The organism is Salinispira sp., from assembly GCF_059431795.1.
Map to the genome: position 1 here is coordinate 70,869 of NZ_JBXWXS010000033.1, position 20,118 is coordinate 90,986.

At 50.2% G+C, this 20,118-nt stretch carries 18 protein-coding genes; 5 read left to right on the top strand and 13 right to left on the bottom strand.

Annotation, left to right across the window (positions count from 1 at the left end; all coding sequences use genetic code 11):
* Positions 1–42 precede the first annotated feature (42 nt).
* The 7 genes from AC52PS_RS11515 to AC52PS_RS11545 all read right to left on the bottom strand — a co-directional run bounded on the left by AC52PS_RS11515 (position 43) and on the right by AC52PS_RS11545 (position 7,291).
* Positions 43–603 (bottom strand): hypothetical protein, encoded by a 561-nt coding sequence (locus AC52PS_RS11515; protein WP_495563214.1) that lies wholly within the window; start codon positions 601–603, stop codon positions 43–45.
* 34 nt (positions 604–637) lie between these two features.
* The gene (locus tag AC52PS_RS11520) at positions 638–2,113 is read right to left on the bottom strand and encodes a putative bifunctional diguanylate cyclase/phosphodiesterase (RefSeq protein WP_495563215.1); all 1,476 of its coding nucleotides are present in this window, start codon (positions 2,111–2,113) and stop codon (positions 638–640) included.
* A 172-nt stretch (positions 2,114–2,285) separates the two neighbouring features.
* Complete coding sequence (locus AC52PS_RS11525; protein ID WP_495563216.1) at positions 2,286–4,028, bottom strand: NADH-dependent [FeFe] hydrogenase, group A6; 1,743 nt, start codon at positions 4,026–4,028, stop codon at positions 2,286–2,288.
* A gap of 18 nt (positions 4,029–4,046) precedes the next feature.
* Positions 4,047–5,831, bottom strand: coding sequence for an NADH-ubiquinone oxidoreductase-F iron-sulfur binding region domain-containing protein (locus tag AC52PS_RS11530; protein WP_495563217.1), 1,785 nt, complete (start codon positions 5,829–5,831; stop codon positions 4,047–4,049).
* On the bottom strand, positions 5,831–6,244 hold the full coding sequence (locus AC52PS_RS11535; protein ID WP_495563218.1) for a (2Fe-2S) ferredoxin domain-containing protein: 414 nt from the start codon (positions 6,242–6,244) through the stop codon (positions 5,831–5,833). The genes AC52PS_RS11530 and AC52PS_RS11535 overlap by 1 nt, the downstream gene beginning before the upstream one ends.
* The gene (locus tag AC52PS_RS11540) at positions 6,225–6,782 is read right to left on the bottom strand and encodes an ATP-binding protein (RefSeq protein ID WP_495563219.1); all 558 of its coding nucleotides are present in this window, start codon (positions 6,780–6,782) and stop codon (positions 6,225–6,227) included. The genes AC52PS_RS11535 and AC52PS_RS11540 overlap by 20 nt, the downstream gene beginning before the upstream one ends.
* A 17-nt stretch (positions 6,783–6,799) precedes the next feature.
* Positions 6,800–7,291: an NADH-quinone oxidoreductase subunit NuoE family protein gene (locus AC52PS_RS11545; RefSeq protein ID WP_495563220.1), complete on the bottom strand. Its 492-nt coding sequence runs from the start codon at positions 7,289–7,291 to the stop codon at positions 6,800–6,802.
* Between the two features lie 352 nt (positions 7,292–7,643).
* On the opposite strand from AC52PS_RS11545, the gene AC52PS_RS11550 reads away from it, so the two are divergent.
* Genes AC52PS_RS11550 through AC52PS_RS11570 form a run of 5 tightly spaced genes read left to right on the top strand, consistent with a single transcriptional unit; the run spans position 7,644 to position 10,824 of the window.
* Complete coding sequence (locus tag AC52PS_RS11550; RefSeq protein WP_495563221.1) at positions 7,644–8,318, top strand: redox-sensing transcriptional repressor Rex; 675 nt, start codon at positions 7,644–7,646, stop codon at positions 8,316–8,318.
* Positions 8,315–8,668, top strand: coding sequence for a hypothetical protein (locus AC52PS_RS11555; protein WP_495563222.1), 354 nt, complete (start codon positions 8,315–8,317; stop codon positions 8,666–8,668). Before AC52PS_RS11550 ends, AC52PS_RS11555 begins: the two co-directional genes overlap by 4 nt.
* Entirely contained in the window at positions 8,665–9,735 is a 1,071-nt protein-coding gene (locus AC52PS_RS11560) for a CBS domain-containing protein (protein WP_495563223.1), read from the top strand. Before AC52PS_RS11555 ends, AC52PS_RS11560 begins: the two co-directional genes overlap by 4 nt.
* Positions 9,732–10,073: a DRTGG domain-containing protein gene (locus AC52PS_RS11565; RefSeq protein WP_495563224.1), complete on the top strand. Its 342-nt coding sequence runs from the start codon at positions 9,732–9,734 to the stop codon at positions 10,071–10,073. Before AC52PS_RS11560 ends, AC52PS_RS11565 begins: the two co-directional genes overlap by 4 nt.
* Before the next feature lie 22 nt (positions 10,074–10,095).
* Positions 10,096–10,824 carry a PHP domain-containing protein gene (locus AC52PS_RS11570; protein WP_495563225.1) on the top strand — a complete coding sequence of 243 codons (729 nt, stop codon included), beginning with the start codon at positions 10,096–10,098 and terminating at the stop codon, positions 10,822–10,824.
* Here the strand turns inward: AC52PS_RS11570 and AC52PS_RS11575 are convergent.
* From AC52PS_RS11575 to AC52PS_RS11600, 6 genes are read right to left on the bottom strand one after another with little or no spacing between them, the layout of a single operon-like run.
* A complete protein-coding gene (locus tag AC52PS_RS11575; protein WP_495563226.1) occupies positions 10,806–12,560 on the bottom strand; it encodes a sensor histidine kinase in 1,755 nt (584 codons plus the stop codon). The genes AC52PS_RS11570 and AC52PS_RS11575 overlap by 19 nt on opposite strands.
* A complete protein-coding gene (locus AC52PS_RS11580) occupies positions 12,538–12,915 on the bottom strand; it encodes a response regulator (protein ID WP_495563227.1) in 378 nt (125 codons plus the stop codon). Before AC52PS_RS11580 ends, AC52PS_RS11575 begins: the two co-directional genes overlap by 23 nt.
* The gene (locus tag AC52PS_RS11585; protein ID WP_495563228.1) at positions 12,912–14,672 is read right to left on the bottom strand and encodes a histidine kinase dimerization/phosphoacceptor domain -containing protein; all 1,761 of its coding nucleotides are present in this window, start codon (positions 14,670–14,672) and stop codon (positions 12,912–12,914) included. The genes AC52PS_RS11580 and AC52PS_RS11585 overlap by 4 nt, the downstream gene beginning before the upstream one ends.
* Before the next feature lie 46 nt (positions 14,673–14,718).
* Positions 14,719–15,900 carry a hypothetical protein gene (locus AC52PS_RS11590; protein ID WP_495563229.1) on the bottom strand — a complete coding sequence of 394 codons (1,182 nt, stop codon included), beginning with the start codon at positions 15,898–15,900 and terminating at the stop codon, positions 14,719–14,721.
* Positions 15,901–15,902: 2 nt separating this feature from the next.
* The gene (locus AC52PS_RS11595; protein WP_495563230.1) at positions 15,903–17,288 is read right to left on the bottom strand and encodes an MFS transporter; all 1,386 of its coding nucleotides are present in this window, start codon (positions 17,286–17,288) and stop codon (positions 15,903–15,905) included.
* Positions 17,285–19,969 (bottom strand): DNA translocase FtsK, encoded by a 2,685-nt coding sequence (locus AC52PS_RS11600; protein ID WP_495563231.1) that lies wholly within the window; start codon positions 19,967–19,969, stop codon positions 17,285–17,287. Before AC52PS_RS11600 ends, AC52PS_RS11595 begins: the two co-directional genes overlap by 4 nt.
* Positions 19,970–20,118 lie beyond the last annotated feature (149 nt).

Sequence of the window (20,118 nt, forward strand, 5' to 3'; positions counted from 1 at the left end):
TTTCCTGTTTATGCGGGATTCGCCCGGCTGTGGTGAAGCCGGTTAAAAATCACTCCGATAAATATACACATCCTTCAGGATATTATCATCGAACACAAATCTTGCCCTGAGAGGATAGCCTGGGTCAACCAGGTCAAAATAGAGACTATTATTTCCAATATACCTGGGAGGACCGAGAATGGAACTCACTTCTTCCAGGTTCATTCCCATTCGTACTCCGGCAATGGGAGATGCAAAACGGTTATCAAAGCGGATCTGCCAAACCCTGTCCTCGTACCAGTAGAGATAGCTGTAATCATCGTAAAAAAACACAACATCATCCATCCAGGGCTCTTCTCCCCGGAGGGGAAACATTCGCAGGGGTATGCCCCGGCTCTCAAGAACCTGTGGAAGCATCTTTCCCACCTCGGACGCCCGGGGGATCTCCAGAGGGCCTGCCAGAAACCGTCCCTCTTCATCCAGAAGGGCCTCAATCTCGCGGATCTGGAGGAGCTCCTGCCGGCTCAGCCCAGGCAGATTTGCATCTCCATCTTCGGCATTCTGAGAATGGATACTCTGGGGAGCGAAACAGAGAAGAAGAAGCAGCGGAAAAACATGTATCATGCGAGTTATTGATCCGGGACATTCCGCAGATTCCTCATTTGCCCTGAAAATACTCCCTGTGGCTGATAATTTTTTCAAATTCACCAGCCGTAACAGGGGGTGAGTAATAATATCCCTGGATATACTGAACACCCTGGGAAAACAGATATTCCTTTTGTTCTTTACTTTCCACGCCTTCAGCAAGCAGTTCCATTCCTAAGCTGTCCCCGAGATTAATGATGCTTCGAACAACCTCCTGATTCCGGCTGTTATTCAACACATCATCCACGAAAGACTTATCGAGTTTCAGGGTATTTATCGGCAGATTCATAAGATAATTCAGGGAAGAGTATCCCGTACCGAAATCATCTATGGCAATTCGAATTCCGTGTTCCTGTAGATTTTTAATTATTTCCGTGGATTCTTCGGGATCCGCCATAATGGCACCCTCGGTAATTTCAAGTTTTAGATATCTTCCCTCCAGCCCGATGGCCTTCATCATTCTGATAATCTCATCCGACAATCCTTTGTGGGTGAACTGAACAGGTGAAAGGTTCACCGATACATAGATATCTTCCACCTCATGTTTCATCCAACCCTTCAGATCCTGAAGGGCCTGGTAGAGTATCCAGCGGCCGAGCATTTTGATATCTCCGGTCTGCTCGGATATCCGAATAAATTTCTCCGGTGAAATAAATCCGAACTCCGGATGGTTCCACCTCACCAGACTCTCACAGCCTACAACCCTGTTGTCCCCGTTTACAAAGGGTTGGTAGCGCAGTTCAAGCCCTCCAAAGCTTTCCTCTTTTTCCTTTCTCAAGTCTCTCTGGATAAGAAGATTGGTCCTTTGGGTCTCTCCAATTTCAGCATCGTACTGAATTAGGCTCTGTTTTCCTCGCACAGCCCGCTGGAGGGCAAACTCAAGGTTTGAATTCAGATCATTGAGAGTCTTCCCGTGATCCGGGTACCTCACCATTCCCATATGACAGTCAAATTGAAGCTCTCCGCTACCAGTCTGATGACGGGCACTGATTACCGGAAGGAATCGGGTAAGGAGCCTATCCTTGAGAAACTCCTCTTTTTCAAGAGCCGGTACATACAGAATCAAATCCTCCAGGCGCTCTCCCTGATAAAGGGTTTCCCCTTTCAACAACAGGTCCTGCAGTTTCATTACGGTTTTGAACATCAGGGGCTTTCGAATATTGTAGGAACTGTACTGCTGATCCGTATGATCCTTAATCATGAAGTGCACCAGGGCAAAGCTATTCACCCGTGGATCAAGGCCTTCCAGGAGAATGTTCATATCTTTGAGATATTCCCGGTAGAGGGGAAGCATGGTATCCGGATGGATGGATGACAGATGAATTAGCCTGCGGTTTTCCTCCCGCTCGCCCTTGAGCTCATTCTTCAACTTTTGTTCACGTTCAGCCTGTCTACGGTATGCCTTCACCAATTGTGCCAGCTCGGTCCTCAGAGTGTTGGAGTCAGTATTCTTTTCTTCTAAATAGGCCTGAATTTCCCGTAATTCCATGCTTAGATTCTCCGGCTGACGATGCTGAACTGCGTTGTCATAATCATAGTGTAAAGGATATTTACAGGAAAATCATGGGTTTGAAAGGACGAAAACCTTCTTGCACCATCATAAAGAAAAAAAAACGGCGGGGCATGTGCCCCGCCGAGAATACAAGGAGGAATACTGGTCTTTATTTCTGATAAATCGGACGGGGAGTATAGTGGGTGTGCAGAAATTTGTGAGCCTTTTCACTGCCCGGTTTATCAAGAAAATCACTGTAAATTTTCTGGATATATGGATTTTGATGGCTCATACGGATCTTCTGCTTGGTATCATCCGCATACAACCCGTCAATCCGCTTTTGCCGTATTTCGTCGGTGGCACCGTAAGGCTGACCGCCGCCCGCAATACAACCGCCCCGGCATGCCATTACTTCAATAAAATGGTAGGGAATTTCGCCGCCTTCAGCCTGGGCCTTTTTCACCCTTCTGAGAACTTCTTCAATATTTCCCATCTGATGGGCCACGGCAACCCGTACCTTGGTTCCCTTAATATCAATCTCAGCTTCTTTAATACCTTCGATACCCCGCACTGCCTGAAAGTCCACCTGCTCAAGGTCCTCGCCGGTCACCATATGGTAGGCACTACGCAGGGCTGCTTCCATTACTCCGCCTGAAGCACCGAAAATGGTTCCCGCTCCGGTGTACATTCCTAAAGGATTGTCGGCTTCTTCTTCGGGCAAACTGTTAAAATCGATTCCCGCCTGCTTGATCATCCGGCTGAATTCCCGTGTGGTAAGCACATAATCACAGTCCTGAATTCCCGTTGAGAACATATGATCGTCCCGGGTGATCTCATATTTTTTAGAGGTGCAGGGCATAATGCTCACCACGGTGATATCTTCAGGCTTAATTCCCTTCTGATCCGCATAGTAACTCTTGATCATGGATGCCATCATCATCTGGGGACTCTTGGCGGTGGAAAAGTGGGGAATCATTTCGGAATAGTATTTTTCCAGATAATCCACCCAGCTTGGGCAGCATGTGGTGATCAGCGGGAGGGTCTCACCTTTGGTGAAACGGGATACAAACTCTGTTGCTTCCTCCATAATGGTCAGGTCCGCGGCAAAGTTAGTGTCGAATATGGCATCGAAGCCCATTTTCCGCAAAGCAGTGTACATCTGGCCTGTCATGATGGTTCCCGGTTCATTTCCGAACGCCTCTCCGATTGCGACGCGCACTGCGGGTGCCACCTGAACCACCACATGTTTATCGGTACTCCGCAGTTCATTCCATACGTTTCCGCATTGGCTGTTTTCGTAGATGGCTCCTACGGGACAATGGGCTGAGCACTGACCGCACTTAATACAGGGGGTTTCGCTCAGTTGAATATCTCCCGCTCCCGCAATACGGGTTTCATCCCCTCGTCCGATAAACTCCAGGGCCCATACATTCTGCATATCCTGGCAGACCTTGGCGCAACGACCGCAGAGCACACATTTTTCCGAATCCAGAATAATGGAAGGCGTGGAATCGTCAACCGGCAGTTCCCGGAGATTCTTTTCGAAGGGTTGTTCCCGGATCCCGAATTCCTGGGCAAGACGCTGGAGTTCGCAATTCTGGTTCCGGGGACAGTACAGGCAGTCATCGGGATGGTTGGAAAGGATCATCTCTACAACGCTTTTCCGGACTTCTACAATTTCCGCATCGTGGGTGAGATAGTTCGCCCCTTCATGAACCGGAGTTGCACAGGCACGAACCATCTTCGGAGAACCTTCGGTTTTCACCACACAGATTCCACATGCGGCCCATGGTTCCAAATCCTGATGGTAACACAGGGTGGGAACCTTGATCTGATTCTGTTTTGCAGCTTCGAGAATGGTGGTTCCATCTTCGACCTGCACATCAATTCCATTTATTTTCACATTTACCATGGTTGTTTATCCTCCCGCTTATTTCACCAGAACGGCCTGGAACTTACATGCGTTGTAACATTCCCCGCACTTGATACATCCCGACTGATCGATGACATAGGGCTGACGCTTTTCACCGCTGATCACATTCACCGGACACTTCCGGGCACAGAGGCCGCAGCCGATACATTTTTCCGGATCTATTTCATAATGAACCAGGTCCTTACAAACCCCAGAAGGACAGTTTTCGTCCTTGATATGGGCCAGATACTCATCCTCGAAATATTTCATGGAAGAAAGAACGGGATTAGGGGCTGTCTGCCCAAGTCCGCAGAGGCTCGCCCGCCGCATGGCGTGTCCAATCTGTTTGATGGTTTCCAGCTCTTCCATGCTTGACTGGCCCTTGGTGATCCTGTCCAGAATGTTATAGAGCTTGCGTCCGCCGATCCGGCAGGGAGCACACTTACCGCAGGATTCTTCCACGGTGAAGCCAAGATAAAATTTGGCCACATCCACAATGCAATCGTCCTCATCCATGACGATCATTCCCCCGGAACCCATAATGGAACCCAGTTCCATGAGATGCTCATAATCGATAGGTACATCGATGTAATCGGATGTGATTACACCACCGGAAGGTCCACCGGTTTGAACCGCTTTGAATGCTTTTCCTTTGGGAATGCCGCCTCCGATGTTATAAACAATATCCTTCAGCGGAGTTCCCATGGGAACTTCAACCAGTCCGGAGTTGTTGATTTTCCCGGTGAGGGCGAAAACTTTGGTTCCGGTGGATTTTTCCGTTCCGATTCCCGCAAACCATTCTCCGCCACGGTTGATGATTACCGGAATATTGGCCCAGGTTTCAACATTGTTAATGACTGTGGGCTGATTCCAAAGTCCCTTTACCGCCGGAAAGGGAGGTCGGGGAACGGGCATCCCCCGGTTTCCCTCGATGGAAGCAAGAAGGGCCGTTTCCTCACCGCAGACGAAGGCTCCGGCACCCAGACGCACTTCAATGTCGAAGCTGAAGTCTGTACCCAGAATATTTTCTCCCAGCAACCCCATTTCCCGGGCCTGGGCTATTGCAATTTCCAGGCGGTTGATGGCCAGGGGATACTCGGCGCGTATGTAAATGAAACCCTTGTCTGCACCTACGGTGTACCCGGCAATGGCCATGGCCTCAAGAACCGAATGAGGGTCTCCCTCCAGCACCGAGCGGTCCATGTACGCACCGGGGTCGCCTTCATCGGCGTTACACACAATATATTTCTGATCGGCGTCCACATCCTTGGTGCCCGACCACTTTTTCCAGGTGGGGAATCCGGCTCCGCCCCGCCCCCTGATTTTTGAAGCCTTCAGTTCTTCAATCACATCCTGGGGTTTCATTTCGGAAAGCACCTTATCCAGTGCTGCGTATCCTTCCCGGGCAATATATTCTGCGATATTTTCCGGATTGATAAATCCGCAGTTGCGGAGCACGATCCGTACCTGCTTCTGATAGAAGCTGATATTCTCAATACTCTTGGTATGCTGCCCCTCTTCTTTGTAGAGCAGACGTTCAACCTGCCGACCCTTTACAACATGCTCTTCGATGATGTCTTTGGCATCCTCAGGCTTCACTTCAACATAGAAGCTTTCGTCGGGGAGCACCTTGCAAATAGGACCCTTTTCGCAAAATCCGAAACATCCGGTTTTCACGATCTGGACATCTTTATCCACTTTATGTTCTTGGGCACTCTGTTTCAGATTTTGGTAAATATCATCCGCTTTGCTGGACTCACAGCCGGTTCCGCCGCAGACAAGAATGTACTGGTTAAACGCCATCAGTTTGCCCCCTTATCTGCATCTTTGCCGAGAATATCCACCGAAGGCCGATCGAATACATGTTCGTTTACCAACTGCTTGTCGAGAATGTGCTGTTGAATAATCTGACGGGCGACTTCAGGGTTGACTTTGCCGTAGATGGTGTCGGGCATGTGGGGCATTTTCACCTCCACAACCGGCTCGGCATGATCCAATCCCAGACTCCCCGCTTGGCGGAGACTCACCTGGGTCAGGGAATGTCGCTGAAGTTCATCGGTAAAGGCTTTCAGGGTATCCTTGGCTCCAGCGGCTATCCCGCTGGTTCCCATACCCACGATAATTTGGATGGTTTTATTGGCGGTGTCCCGCATATCCATTTCCTGCTTCTTCTCATTGCGAAGCTTGCGAAGGTCCTCAAGGGTCATTTTCGCCATGGAAATCCTCCTGTGATTCCAAAAATTGATTCAGGAGCGACAGGGATTCGGGATCATCAAATCCTCCCAGCACATCGTGCAGTTCGGAACGGTACACCCGGTATTGTAAGTCTCCCCTACTCCGGTTCAGTTCAAGTTCAAATGACCCCGGGTAACTGAACAGGGCCATCAGGCTTCCGCTGAGATCTCCCAGGGGCGGACAATCTATATGCCCCGGATTGAATCTGCAGTGGACCCGGGTTCCCTCCCCGGGCTCAGACCGGAGACTGAACGTCCCTCCGGTCATATCAAGCAGCTGTTTCAGAAACGCCAGCCCCAGCCCCATCCGTCTTCCGGGATGTTTTTTCCCGTCGGTACAAAACGGATCAAGCACCCGCTGCATGAGGGCCTCATCCATGCCCGGGCCGTTATCCCGGACAGTGAGCTCAAGAACGTCATTATCATCATCCTCATGAATATCCACTATGATGTATTCCGATCCCGCTTCAATTGCATTGTGGACCAGATCCATCAGATAATCGGTCAGATGATAATGCATTGGGCTTTCCCGGCCGCCTATGCGTCGGTTTCGCCGCGATGTTTGGCGATAATGTCTGCAAGATCCTCGGTTTCGACCTTTCCGTAAACCTCGTTGTTCACGGTTACCACCGGAGCAAGGCCGCAGCATCCGACACAGCGTACTGCTTCAAGAGAGAATTCCCCGTCATCGGTGGTGGTATTAATTCCCACCCCCAGGAGGTTTTCAAATTCCTGAATAATATCCTTGCCACCCTTGAGGTAGCAGGCCGTACCCATGCAGACAGAGATAATATTTTTTCCCGGTTTCTCAAGCTTGAAGTAATGGTAGAATGTAATTACTCCGTAGATTTTTGCCAGGGGTACATCCAGCTCTTTGGCCAGATCTTTGGCAATCTTCCGGGGAATATATCCGAATTCCTGCTGGGTTTTATGCAGGATCATGATGAGGTTTCCGGGCTTTTCCTTCCATTCGTCAACGAATTCCTGAAGAGCCGGAGTTATTTCGAGAGTTTCAGCCGTAGCAGCCATGGAACCTCCTCGTCCGTGTGGTTTCAATCCGCAATGAGAAATGCTCTCCCGGAAAAAAGCTTCTGCCGGTACTTGCAGAATTCATCCGGGGGGTTTCTCATATAGAGGATAGCCCCTTCTCTCCGGAACCGGAGCTCCAGGAAGAAGGGTTGCGGGAACCTATCTCTCATGCTTTCTGGTACGATCAAGAGTGTACAACCAAGTGATTTGTTGTGCAATATCTTTCTATATTAAAAACGGGCATATTAATAGAAAGTCACAATATTTTTAATTGATGTTTCCTTCACATCTATATATAATTGTTTTAATTTATTGTGATTTATATAACATTATACAAAAAAAGAGTGAGCATATGCCTGAAAAACTGAGTAAGGGAATGATACTGCGAATGGTTCGATATCTGCGGGTTTTGCGCAAGCTGAAAACCCTGGGTATCGTGAATGTCTTCTCCAACAACCTGGGAGATGCCCTTGGCGTCACACCTGCGGTGGTTCGGAAAGATTTCAGTCAAATAAACATCACCGGAAATAAACGGGGCGGATATAACATAGACGTACTCATGCAGAAGCTTGAGGATCAGCTAGGCAAGAGGGAAAGCAAACGGGTCATCGTGGCGGGCTGCGGACGGATCGGCCAGGCTCTCATGGCCTACCGGGAATTTCCGAAGGAAGGAATCAATATTATTGCAGGATTCGACATTTCTGAGGAGAAAATCGATCGGGAAGCCCATATCCCCATTTTCCCCATGGCTGAGATGGAGAACTTTGTAAAGGAAAACGAAATTGAGGTGGCAATAATATCCGTTCCCGAATCGGCGGCCAATGATGTATTTGATCAGATGCTCCAGGCGGGAATCAGAGGCGTGCTCAACTTCACCCCGGTGGAGCTGAAATGCCAGGGAAAATGCGACCGGCCCAACTGCCCGAAAAACTGCACGGTTCATACTGTGAATATCGGTCTGGAACTGGAAAATCTGTTTTACCTAATAAACATGAATGATGTGGACACGATTCAGGACGACACATGAAATATCATCACATTCTGGAACTGCTTGAAGCAGAGCATTATTTCAGATGCACTACATATAACGAAGCGGACATCGACAGTTTTGTTGCCAGCGATCTAATGAGCGATGTACTCACCGTGGACTCGGAGAATTTCGTTCTCATTACCAGCCTTACCTCGGATCAGGTTGCCAGAACCGCAGATATAGTGGGGGCCCGGGCGGTACTTCTGGTCAACGGGAAACAACCCCAAAAAAGGCTCGTGGATTTTGCCGAGGAATTCAACATCAGTCTGATCAGCACCCCGTACCCCATGTTTAAAGTCTGCTATATTCTTGGAACCGAATTAAGCCGGGAAGGGCGGCAGATATGAACCGATTCCCGCTGGACACAGATGAGAGTCCATCCCTAATCATAGAGATGATGTTCGACCTCAAGGTCCGTGATGTAATGAATACTCATCTGATCACAGCCGGGAAGGACACCGGACTCAGCCATATTCAGCTTCTGATGAAGGAGAACGGGATTACCGGAGTGCCCATTGTGGACGGGCGCAGGCTGATGGGAATTGTCAGCATGGATGACATTATGCAGGCTTTGGGTGAAGGGTACATTAACGATCCCGCAGCACAACGGATGAGCAGAAATCTCATAGTTCTGGAAGATGATATGCCTCTGAGTTTTGCCATCTCATACATGGAAAAGTACCGCTACGGCCGCTTTCCCGTACTCAGCAAAGAGCGGGAACTTGTGGGAATTATTACCAGCAGGGATATAATCGTGCATCTTCTGCTGAAAATGAACAGCGAACTGGAACGGATCGAGGAGCAGCGGAGACTTCATCCCAAGTCTTCTTTGTACAGCCTCCCCACCACCAGCACCGGCACCGGCACCGGAACCGGCACGAAACCCGATTCACAAAATCAACATGAAACCGCCGGCGGCGGACAGATCATCGGTGATTCCCGGGGAGATCCCGGAGTCGCCATGGAATGGCAGACCCGGAAATTCGATTTTGAAGAAGCCGGTAAGGCCAGTACCGAAATTAAGAAGTTCCTGCGCAACCGCTTCCCCGAGCTTTCACGGAAACTGATTCGAAGAATAGCGGTGGCCAGTTATGAACTTGAGATGAACCAGGTTGTACATTCAGAAGGGGGAAGCCTTCGCTTTACCATGTCCCCGAACCGGATTCTCATACGCGCAGAAGATCGTGGCCCGGGAATCCTGGATATTGAACAAGCGCTCACCGAAGGTTACTCAACCGCTACGGAATGGATACGCAGTCTTGGATTTGGAGCCGGAATGGGGCTACCCAATGCACGGCGTGTATCCGATGAATTCGATATTCAATCCTGCCCCGAAGGCACGATTGTACATGCAGGCTTCAGGCTGGAGGATTCACCCCCGGCGGACGGGCCTCTGCAGGAGGAGGAAACATGAATCTGCCGCTCACCAGGCTTACAGAGCTTCTAAATTGTGAAAGCATCCAGCAGGAAGCGGATCTGCAGGAACTCAACGGAGCCTATTGTTCTGATCTTTTGTCCGATGTAATGGCCAACGCCCAGGAAGGTCAGGCGCTCATTACCATCCAGTCCCATAAAAACACCGTTGCAGTCGCCGCCCTCTACGGTGCTCCCTGCATCATCATCTGCAACAGCCGCCCAGTACCTGATGACATGATCCAGGCTGCACAAGAGGAAGGAATTGCCATATTCCGAAGCAGCGAAGATCAGTTCACCGTGTCCGGAAAGCTGTACCGAACATTTTTCCCGGTCTGACCGGCTGCAGCAGGCTATCGTCATGACCCGGGAAGAAAGCCGACTATTCAAAGCAGATATTCATCTTCACTCCTGTCTGAGCCCCTGCGGCAGCCTGTACAGTTCTCCCTCAGCCATTGCCAGGGAAGCGGTAAAGAAAGGATTGGACCTCATCGCCCTCACCGATCACAATTCTGCAGCCAATTGCCCTGCATTCCATGAGGCATGCATCAGGGAAGGCATTACAGGCATGTACGGGATGGAGATCACCACATCAGAGGAACTCCACTGTCTGGCAATTTTTGAGCATCTTTCTCAGGCACTTGAAATGGATCGCCTGGTTTCCTCCCGAATTCAGCAAATTCCACTGAATCCTGAGCGCATGGGCGACCAGGTGATCGTGGATATGGATGAAAATATCCTGGGAACCGTTGATTACCTGCTCATTAGCGCAACAGATATCTCCCTGGCAGAGCTAGTACAGGACGTGCGTAACAGAGGAGGGCTGGTCATTCCCGCCCACGTGGATCGGGCGAATTTCAGTCTTACAAGCCAGCTGGGCTTTATCCCCCATGACCGCTACCACGGTCTGGAATGGTACCGTGAAAATAATCCCTTGATCCCGGCCTACCCCCAGTACCCCCCCCTTTTCAACTCCGATGCCCATATGATCGAGGATATCGGAAGACGGTACACAGAGTTCACGGCTGTCTCGGCGAATTACCGGAACTTCCTTGACTGGCTCGAAACGTATCAGGAGAGATCTTCCTGAGCTGAAATTTCTTCCAGGGGAAACTCCAATAAAAATACCGACCACCCCTCCCGGTACATATAGCTCAACTCCCCCCCCAGCTGCCCGCTGAGGGATTTCAGCAGACTTGTTCCCAGCGAGTCGGTGCTTTCCCGTTCCAGAACCCCGGGATCCATTCCCCTTCCGTTATCCGAATAGCGAAAGGCGCAGGTATTTCCGCTGAATTCCACAGCAATGGTAATACGGGGATTTTTCTGGTTATCCGGGAATGCATGTTTCTGGCTGTTGATCACAAGCTCATTCAGAATTATGCCCAGGGGCAGCACCTGATCAATATGCACCATCCGACTGGGACATTGAAGGCGGCATTGAATTCGAGTTTCAGCAGTCTGGGTGGTGAGGATTTCTTTCAAATCTTCCAGATACTCCGCCAAATCCATGGCCAGAATCTCCTTGTTTTTATAGAGCTTGGTGTGGATAAGAGCAATTGCTTGAATCCTGTTCATGCTGGAAATATAGAGCTCCCTCAACGGAGACGAATCCATCTCTTCAAGCTCAAGACCCATAATGCTGTAGGCAATGGCCAGACTGTTCCTCACTCGGTGATGTACTTCCCCTATAAGTTTTTCCTGTTGGGTGTTTGCAAACATGAGCTCTCTGGATTGGGTGATAGTCTGGGTGATATCAATAATGGAAACCAGCACTCTTCCATAATTTTTTTCGTAACCCGGGAGTACGCTCCATTGAAGAACCACATTGAGCAGCTCACCATGAAAATTCCGTATACGGGTCCCGGTCATAAAAAACAGCTTGCCGTCGCGTACCGCAATGATTTCCTGGGCAAGCGCATGGGTAAACTCATGGGTGCTGGTTTCCGGCAGCCGCCGCACCAGCTCTTCCTTGTTCTCAGCTCCCAGCAGCTGGAGGGTTGCCCGATTCGTAGAAAGAACCGAAATCATGGAGAAGTATCTCCATGCGTTGTCTATAATATTCTCCATATTTTGGAGGTGAAACGTTCGGGGATTTCTGCGAATGTACTCTGCAAGAACTGAAAAATCTTCCTCCCAGAGAGAAACAGGTGCATGCTCCAGCAATTGGCGGTAGTTTTCCTCACGTTTAGTCAGAGTTTCCATGAGAGAACTGTTCACCTCGGGAATTCGCATAAAAACATACAGGAGCCCGTATCCGAACAAATTCACCGGTATAAGAATTATCAACGAACGGAAAACCTGGATCGTCCCCTGAGAAAAATCAAGAAAATAACTCCCATTGAGCAACATATGATACATAGAGGATGCAGCAGCAGCCCAAAGATGCCGTTGCCATGCTCCATGGCCCTTACGATGAAACACGGGCCATATTATGAAAGGAAGAAGAAGCAATCCTCCAAGTCCGGCAACTCTCACATCCACCAGGGGCAGGGGAAAAAAGAGTACCGCAGACACGGAACTGACAATACCTGTAGTAAGACCGCCGAAAACAGATGCGGCTGCAATAAGGTTTACCGCCCCGCTTAACACCGGTTCCTGTCCCAGGGAGATGCTGTACAGTCCTGAGAGGGCCGTACACAACGCATAAAGAAACAACTGAACTCCCCTTATAACCATGGAGGAGAGATGCGGGGCGGTTATGAGTTCTCTGCGACCCTTTACGCGGAGAATATACCAGCTTCCGAAACCGAGAATTGCCGCCAGAATAAGATTGTATCCGCCGAAGTACATCACTTGCTGAAGATCAGGAAAATCCCATGTATTCATTCCACCTCTCCAGTATTTCCTTGATTGAGTTCTGCGCCAGAGGTTTCTGATACACCCCCAAAACCCGTACATCCCCGGGTATGAGTTGTGACGGCAGCTCATATGCACTGACAAAAACCAGCGAAGCAGAAGATGTATCAAGGATGATCCGGGCCAGCTCTGTTCCGCTCATAGGCCCCTCAATACGAACATCTAAAAAAACAAGCTCGGGCTCGCTGGAAACAAGCAATTGCTCCGCCTCCCGGCTGTCTCCGGTTTCCGCAACCACAGACACCCCATGCTTTTCCAACTGTTTTTTCATATACATCCGGATGAGAATTTCATCCTCAACCAATAAAACCCGGGGCAAGGTCATACACCCTCCCTGAGAGGAAAAAAGAGATCGTAACGGTGAACACCATGTTCTATGCGTTCTGAAAGACGCCCCCGAAGCTGAAGAATGAGACTTTCTATAATTATGAGCTCCACTGCGGATGGGACGGGCTCAGGTCGGGAGTCTTCATTCCGTATCGAGGGGCAAAACGTATCGCTGAACTCACAGTGAATCTCATGAAAATAGCTGCGGATCGTTAACACCCCGCCCCCCTTCCCCACTGCGTCATTCACATGGGTGAGAGTCAACCGGGAAAAGATCAGTTCACCCAGGAGAAGCCCCAGGGGAAGCAGCTGCTCTACGGAGAGTTGAATATCCGGTATCTGGAGATCCACGCTCGTTGAATACGGAGAGCAGATCATCTGGATAAGCTCCTGAAGATATGTACGCACCCGAACGATCAGAACCTCATTATCCATATACAGACGGGTGTGCAGAAGAGCTATAGTTTGAATACGGTTCTGCACCCGGGTTATCCTCAGCCTCTCATCGTCGGAAGAAAAGTTTTCGGTCTTCATTGCAAGAATACTGTATGCAATAGAAAGACTATTACGTACCCGATGATGTATCTCCTTGATGAGTACTTTCCGTTTTTGCATACTTTCTTCGATACGCTGACCCTGACGGATCAGTTCTGTAGTGTCGATAAATGACACGATCACCCGGCGGTAATTACCGGCAAATTCCGGCAACACGTTCCACTGGATTTTTACAAACTGACGTTCCCCTTCCAGGTTTTGGATCTGTGAATGGGTGGTGCTGCTCATCCTATTTTCACTCAGAGCCACAATCTCGGGAATAAACGAGTTTGCAGTTTCCGGAAGAAAGGTTTCATCAAGACGATTCAACAGTTCTTCCTTGCTTTCCGCAGCAGCCAGACTTACGGCACGTTGATTCATATTTACAATGCGGATATGGGAAAAATATTCTGATACATTGGAGATAATCTTCTCCAGCTGACCTTCTTCCAGTCCCGGGCCGAAACTCTGAATGTAGTTGTATGCCCGGGAGTAATCCTCTTCCCACAACGGTATGGGTGCATATTCAAACAGGTGCTGAAATTCCAATTCTCTGCTTCGCTGTTGTTTCAGCAGCGTGCGGGATGAATCGGAAATCCCCATAAATCCTCCATAAAGAAACATCAACGGGAAAAGGAGCAGCGAATGAAGGATCAGAGTACTGAATACTTCAAGATCAAAGGCAGCTTGAATCAGGAGATAGCGGAGAGCGGTCATTACCGCGCCGGCGGCAGAAAGCATCAGCAGGGCAGACAGGGGAATTATCTCCGAACCGCTGCGCATCCGCTCCCTGATCAATGCTGCCAGTCCCCGGGGTTTAATCGGTATGCGTCGGGCCCCATAGCGCCCGGCAAGATAGATCAGAACAATAAACAGAGGCAGAATCAGGGAAAATGAGAAGACTCCACTTGAGAGAAAGAACCTGATGAAGGAAAAAACCACAGCCAGAAAAACTGCAGAACGGAGTCCTGCGAAGTAGGCTGCCAACAGCACCAGTGCTTCAGCGGCATCTGCCCTGAAACCGGAGGCGATTTGGGGGGCAATCGGAATTGACAAAAAGGCAACCACAAGAAATAGCGGGGTTTTCAGCTTTTGCATCAACCAAAAGGCTTCACCGGAGCTATGGTGTTGAATCACGGCGTATCCTAAAGCCAGCACTGAGAATATTGCAGCACTGCTGCCGAGAAAAGAAATAGCTTCCCCGCTAAATGGCGTTGTCATAGTGAATACGCTAATTGAAGCGCCGGGAAAAAGCAAACACGCGACACTATAGCTCCAGGGTAAACACCTGATATGCACGGTACATTCGGGCACCCATCCGTTTGGCAAGATCGGGAGTATAGGGGTTTTTCTCTGAGGTCAGAGATAAATCCACCCGGGAATAGCCCCGTGAGATGGCCAGCTGGAACATTTGACTGAACAACCCCACGCTCACCCCCTTGGCCCAGTACTCCGGGGGAATGAGAACCGACTTAATGGTGAGGCATTCGGGCTGACGACGCATCTGGAAAAGCAGCTGCAGGAACTGCCATGGATATCTTAAGCCCCCGGTCTTTACAAGGAATTCGTTCATATTTGGAAGCCCTGGCAACCAACCCACCGGTTCCCAGTCTCCGATCAGAGGCTGATTTTCCGGATTTCGGCTCAGGGCGCTTCCCCGGGGAATTTCGGCAAACATGATCAGCTCCGGATCTGCAAAACTTTTAAATTCCTTCAGAGTCTTTGCAAGATCCGCCTTATTCCAGGGTTTAAAATCCGGGATATGAGCCAGGCTCTTATTGATAAGATAATATACCCGCTCCACTTCGTTATCGAAGTCGGAAAAATTCGCTCCCCGGATCCTCAAATCGCTCCTGTTCAGAAGCCGGTCCCCCAGGCGAAAGAGTTTCCTCATATCTCCATTGGGGGTACTCAGATCCAGCTCAAAGGCCAGATTCCGGCCCCGGTCTTCGCGGAATTTCCAGCGCCGCATATGATGCAGGTAGTAGTCCTTGGTATAGGCACAGAGCATGGTGGGCAAGCGGTCCTCACCTTCAACCACCAGCCCGTAATTGTTTTCATAGTCCAGATTGAACGGTCCGATGAGCCGGTCCAGCCCCCGATCCAGGGCCCAGCTACGTACATGGGATATCAATTCATCGAAAAGGAGGGGATCATTCTCATACTCAAAGAAGCCGAATACGCAATCCTTTAGACCGGTGACCCGGTTTTTATAATGATCTTCGGCCGCGCATACCGTTGCTCTGATTCTTCCATCTTCCGAGGCGATAAAACACTCGGCCTCTCCATGGAAAAAAAATTCTCCTTTTGACGGATCCAAAGTGTGCATCTGCTCATGAAAACGGGGTGGAACCCAATTGGGATCTTCAGCATAGAGCTTGTGGGGAAAAAGCAGAAAACGCTTGCGCTCTTTCCGGCTGGTCAAATCAATCCTGCGGATTTCCAGCATTTTCAATCCTCTTCAGACTCATTACTTCGAACCGGTTCCGCAAGGGGCTTTGGCAGTCCGGCCGGCGGATCGGCGGCAATCCTGATTGTTTCACGCCGCACCGGATACTTATAGGCGGAAAAAATCGCAACCCCCAGAAGCAATGTGGGCAGGGGCCCCATCATGAAACCCAGGGCGTTATCCGCGGACTGAATCTGTATTGCTGCATTTGCTTCGTACCCCGACTGACCGAGAATAAACAGCACCATGAAAACCGTACCTTTACTGGCAAGCTTTCTTGCGAAACTCACCACAGAGTAGTACAGACCCTCCTGGCTCATTCCTTCAGGGTCTCCGGCATCAATACTGTCAGGAATCATCGACCAGGAAAAAACATGAACCGCTCCCACCCCAACACCTGCAAGGGCGGCTACGGTGACGATCAGAGGAAGAGGGGTTGCAGGACGGAACAGCACCAATACTATCTGCATGAGCAGCCAAAACGATGTACCGAAAATAAAGCTTTTCCGCTTATCACTCTTCCGGGACAGCAGATCCCAAAATGGAAGGGAGATGAGGGCACTGACGAATACCGCAGCCATAATCACATCAGAGTTCTGGGGCATCTGCAGACGGTATTTAATAAAGTAAATCAGCAAGGCCTGTACAACCTCAATGGCAAGCCAGCTGAACAGAAAAAGCCCCAGTGCCCAGAGAAATGCCCGGTTCTTTTTGACGATTTTAAAGGAGGCAAACACATTCAGATGGATGGCATGTTCCTTCCGCCTACGGGGATTTTCCCGGATGAAGCTTCCGATGAGCACAAAGGGGACAATGGTGATAAGCCCGGTTACGATCCCGATGATCCACACCTTCATTCCGTTGTCCGGGATAAACTCTCCCACAATCATAATGGGAATGGTGAATGCCAGCAGAGACCCGATAATTGAGAAGATCATCCGGTTGGAGGTAAGACTGTTGCGTTCATCATAATCGGCGCTCAGTTCCGGGGTAAGCGCCAAAAAGGGCATGTTCACCAGGGTTGACGCCGACTGGAACAAAATGAGCACGATGGGATAAAAGAGGTTGTTGAAGCCCTGCCCCGCCCATTCGGGGCGCCACCAGATCAGGGCATAGAGCAAACCATAGGGAATAGCCCCGAAAAGAATATATGGACGCCTGCGCCCCATGGCCGTCTTGGTTCTGTCCGACAGTACACCCATGAGGGGATCGGTGAACGCATCCCACACCCCTCCCAGAAGAATAATAATAGCTGCGAAGCTGGCATGAATTCCCACCACATCGGTGAGATAGATGGCCAGATATGCGCCGATTGAAGTATTGGCCAAACTGAAGCTCAGATCACCTGATCCGTATAACCAGCGCTTTGACCGCGAGATCTCGTTCACATAACATCCCTATTTTTGAGGATTTCTCTGGGTTTCGACCCATTCTGAGGACCGACGATCCCCAGATCTTCCATTTCTTCAATTAGTCTTGCAGCTCTATTATAACCTATACTCAATCGTCGTTGTAAATAGCTTGCCGACGCTTTATTGGCAGTACATACAATATCTATGGCCTTTTGCATCAACGGATCATCCAATTCTCCCTGAATCACTTCAGATTCGTCCTCTTCGAAGAAGATTTCATCATCTATGTAATCCGGACTCCCCATCTCTTTAACATGGGAGACGATGGTCTCCACCTCATCTTCCGACAGAAATGCCCCCTGCATACGCTGGGGAAAGGGGTCCCAGGCTGATGTAAACAGCATATCTCCCTTGCCCAGAAGTTTCTCGGCTCCACCGCTATCTATGATGATACGGCTGTCCACCTTGCTGGCAACCATAAAGGCGATGCGGCTGGGAATGTTCGCTTTAATGAGGCCGGTAATGACATCTGTTGAGGGACGCTGTGTGGCAAGCACCAGATGTATGCCCACTGCACGGCTCATAGCAGCCAGGCGGGCAAGGGTGGACTCAAGTTCCTTTCCGCTTGTGGCCATAAGGTCGGCGAACTCATCCACCACTACCACAATATAGGGCAGCTTGGTGGTGGCAATCTTCTTGTCCACAATTTTCTTGTTGTAGCTCTTTACATCCCGTACCGCCATGGCGTCCAGCAGGCTGTAGCGCCGCTCCATCTCGTAAAGGCACCACTGAAGCGCCTGAAAGGCTCTTTTCGGATCGGTGATCACCGGTGTAAGCAGATGGGGAATATCATTGTAGAACTTCAGCTCAACAATTTTTGGGTCGATAAGCATCATCTTTACCTCGTCGGGATCCCGGCGGTACAGAATTGAAGAGATAATGCTGTTCACACACACAGATTTACCGGCTCCGGTTGCCCCGGCAATCAGCAGATGGGGCATTTTTGTCAGATCCACAATCTGGGCATCCCCGGTAATATCCTTACCAAGGGCGACGGGAATACCATGATTGCCTTCCATGAACTCGTCTTCCTTCAGAATCTCAGAGAATGTAACAAGATGCCGACGTTTATTGGGAACTTCAATTCCCACTGCATGCTTGCCCGGGATAGGCGCAACGATCCGTACGCTGGATGCGGCCAGACTCAGAGCGATATTGTCAGCAAGGTTCACTATTCTGTTCAGCTTCACCCCGGGTGCGGGAAGGATCTCGAACATGGTGATCACCGGACCCTTCCGGATACCGGTTACCTCCGCCTCAATTCCAAATTCCTGGAGAGTGTTCCGCAGCACCTCACCCTGGTCGCTGGTTGCCTCATCCACCACCCAGTAGGACTCGGAACTCTGACTTCTCAGAACACCATCAATGGGAATTTCATAGGGAGCGTTCTTCCGGGAAAAGTTCAGCTCGAGCTCGGCTTCGGCATGGGGAAGCAGATCCTCATTTACCGGCAGATCATCGTCGTCCGGGGTATCTTCACCTTCTTCATCAGCCGGCTCTTCCGTCTCGAATATCCGGGAATCATTGTTCACCATCCTTGGAGGATCTGTCACCTCAGTTGTGGCGGAGACTTCTGCTGCTGCCATTGCCTGTGACGCCCCGGGTTCACCCGATGGCGATTCACCGGGCTCTGTCATCGCCGGCTCTGTCCTCTGCGGCTGTGTCCTCTGCGCCCCCGATTCCATCCTGGGCTCCCCCGAACCGGCTGCCCCCACACTTCTGGAGCCAAGAGTCAGATGGATTACTTCATAGTCGGGTTCATGGTCGAGCTCATAATCGTCATAGTCGGGTTCATTATCGAAAGATTCATTACTAACTACTTCATAATCGACAGATTCTTTCTCGTATAGTTCATTGGGTTCAGTTTCATCATCATTCTGGAATTCTGTTGATGTTCCGAAGCCCGTTTCCACCTGGGTGTCCTCCGCTTCCCGCCAGAGGGACTGATCATAGGAGTAATCCGAATCGGTATCAGCGGGATACTCACCCGGGTCATCCAGCTGTTCTCCTGCCGGTTGGTACCGGCTCATTTCTGTTCTCAGAAATTCCCGGGCAGCGGTTACAGCGCTTCCCGGGGAGGTTTTCACCGCGACCCTGGAAGAACCCCTATCCGAACCAAAAAGCGGGTTTTCCCCGCCGGGCTCAGGGAGGAGTGACTGGGGCAGCTCTTCTAAATCCTCAATATCTTCCTCACGTTTCTCGGAGGCAGCGGCCAGCTCGGGGAGCAATGCAAGGCGGAGAGTGAGCAGAGTCAATGCTGCACTGAGAATTCCGGAGATATAGAGAGAAGCCTGAACTCCGAGACTCCCGGTCATTGCCGAAGCCAGCATGGTATCGGCGAACCCCGGATCAATGAGAAACCGAAGAAATGCTGCGAAGCTGATCACCGGCAGCACAGCGAAGCTGGACACATAGAGGGAACGTGGGCTGTCCTGTCCCAGAGAAATGAGTACTCCGTTATAGATCAGATATACGCCGGGATAAAAACCCATGAGAGAAAACCATGAATAAAGAAAATCACCGGGCAGAGCCAACAACCGGATAATAAACCCCGCCTGCAATAGGGGAAACACAGCCCCGGCTGTGGATATGAGCAGATATACCCCGAGAACCGTGAGTATACCGCCAAGAACCCTGGATTCAAAAACACCTCGCATATACACCTCCCTCCCTGACTCAGAATATCGGAAGAAAGGCGGTCTGTCTGAAGCATTGGAAAAATCGGGGAGCAATACGGCCCGGAACCCTGAGAAGGCCGGAGCCCTCAGAAGCCGGAACCCTGAGAAGGCCGGAGCCCTCAGAAGCC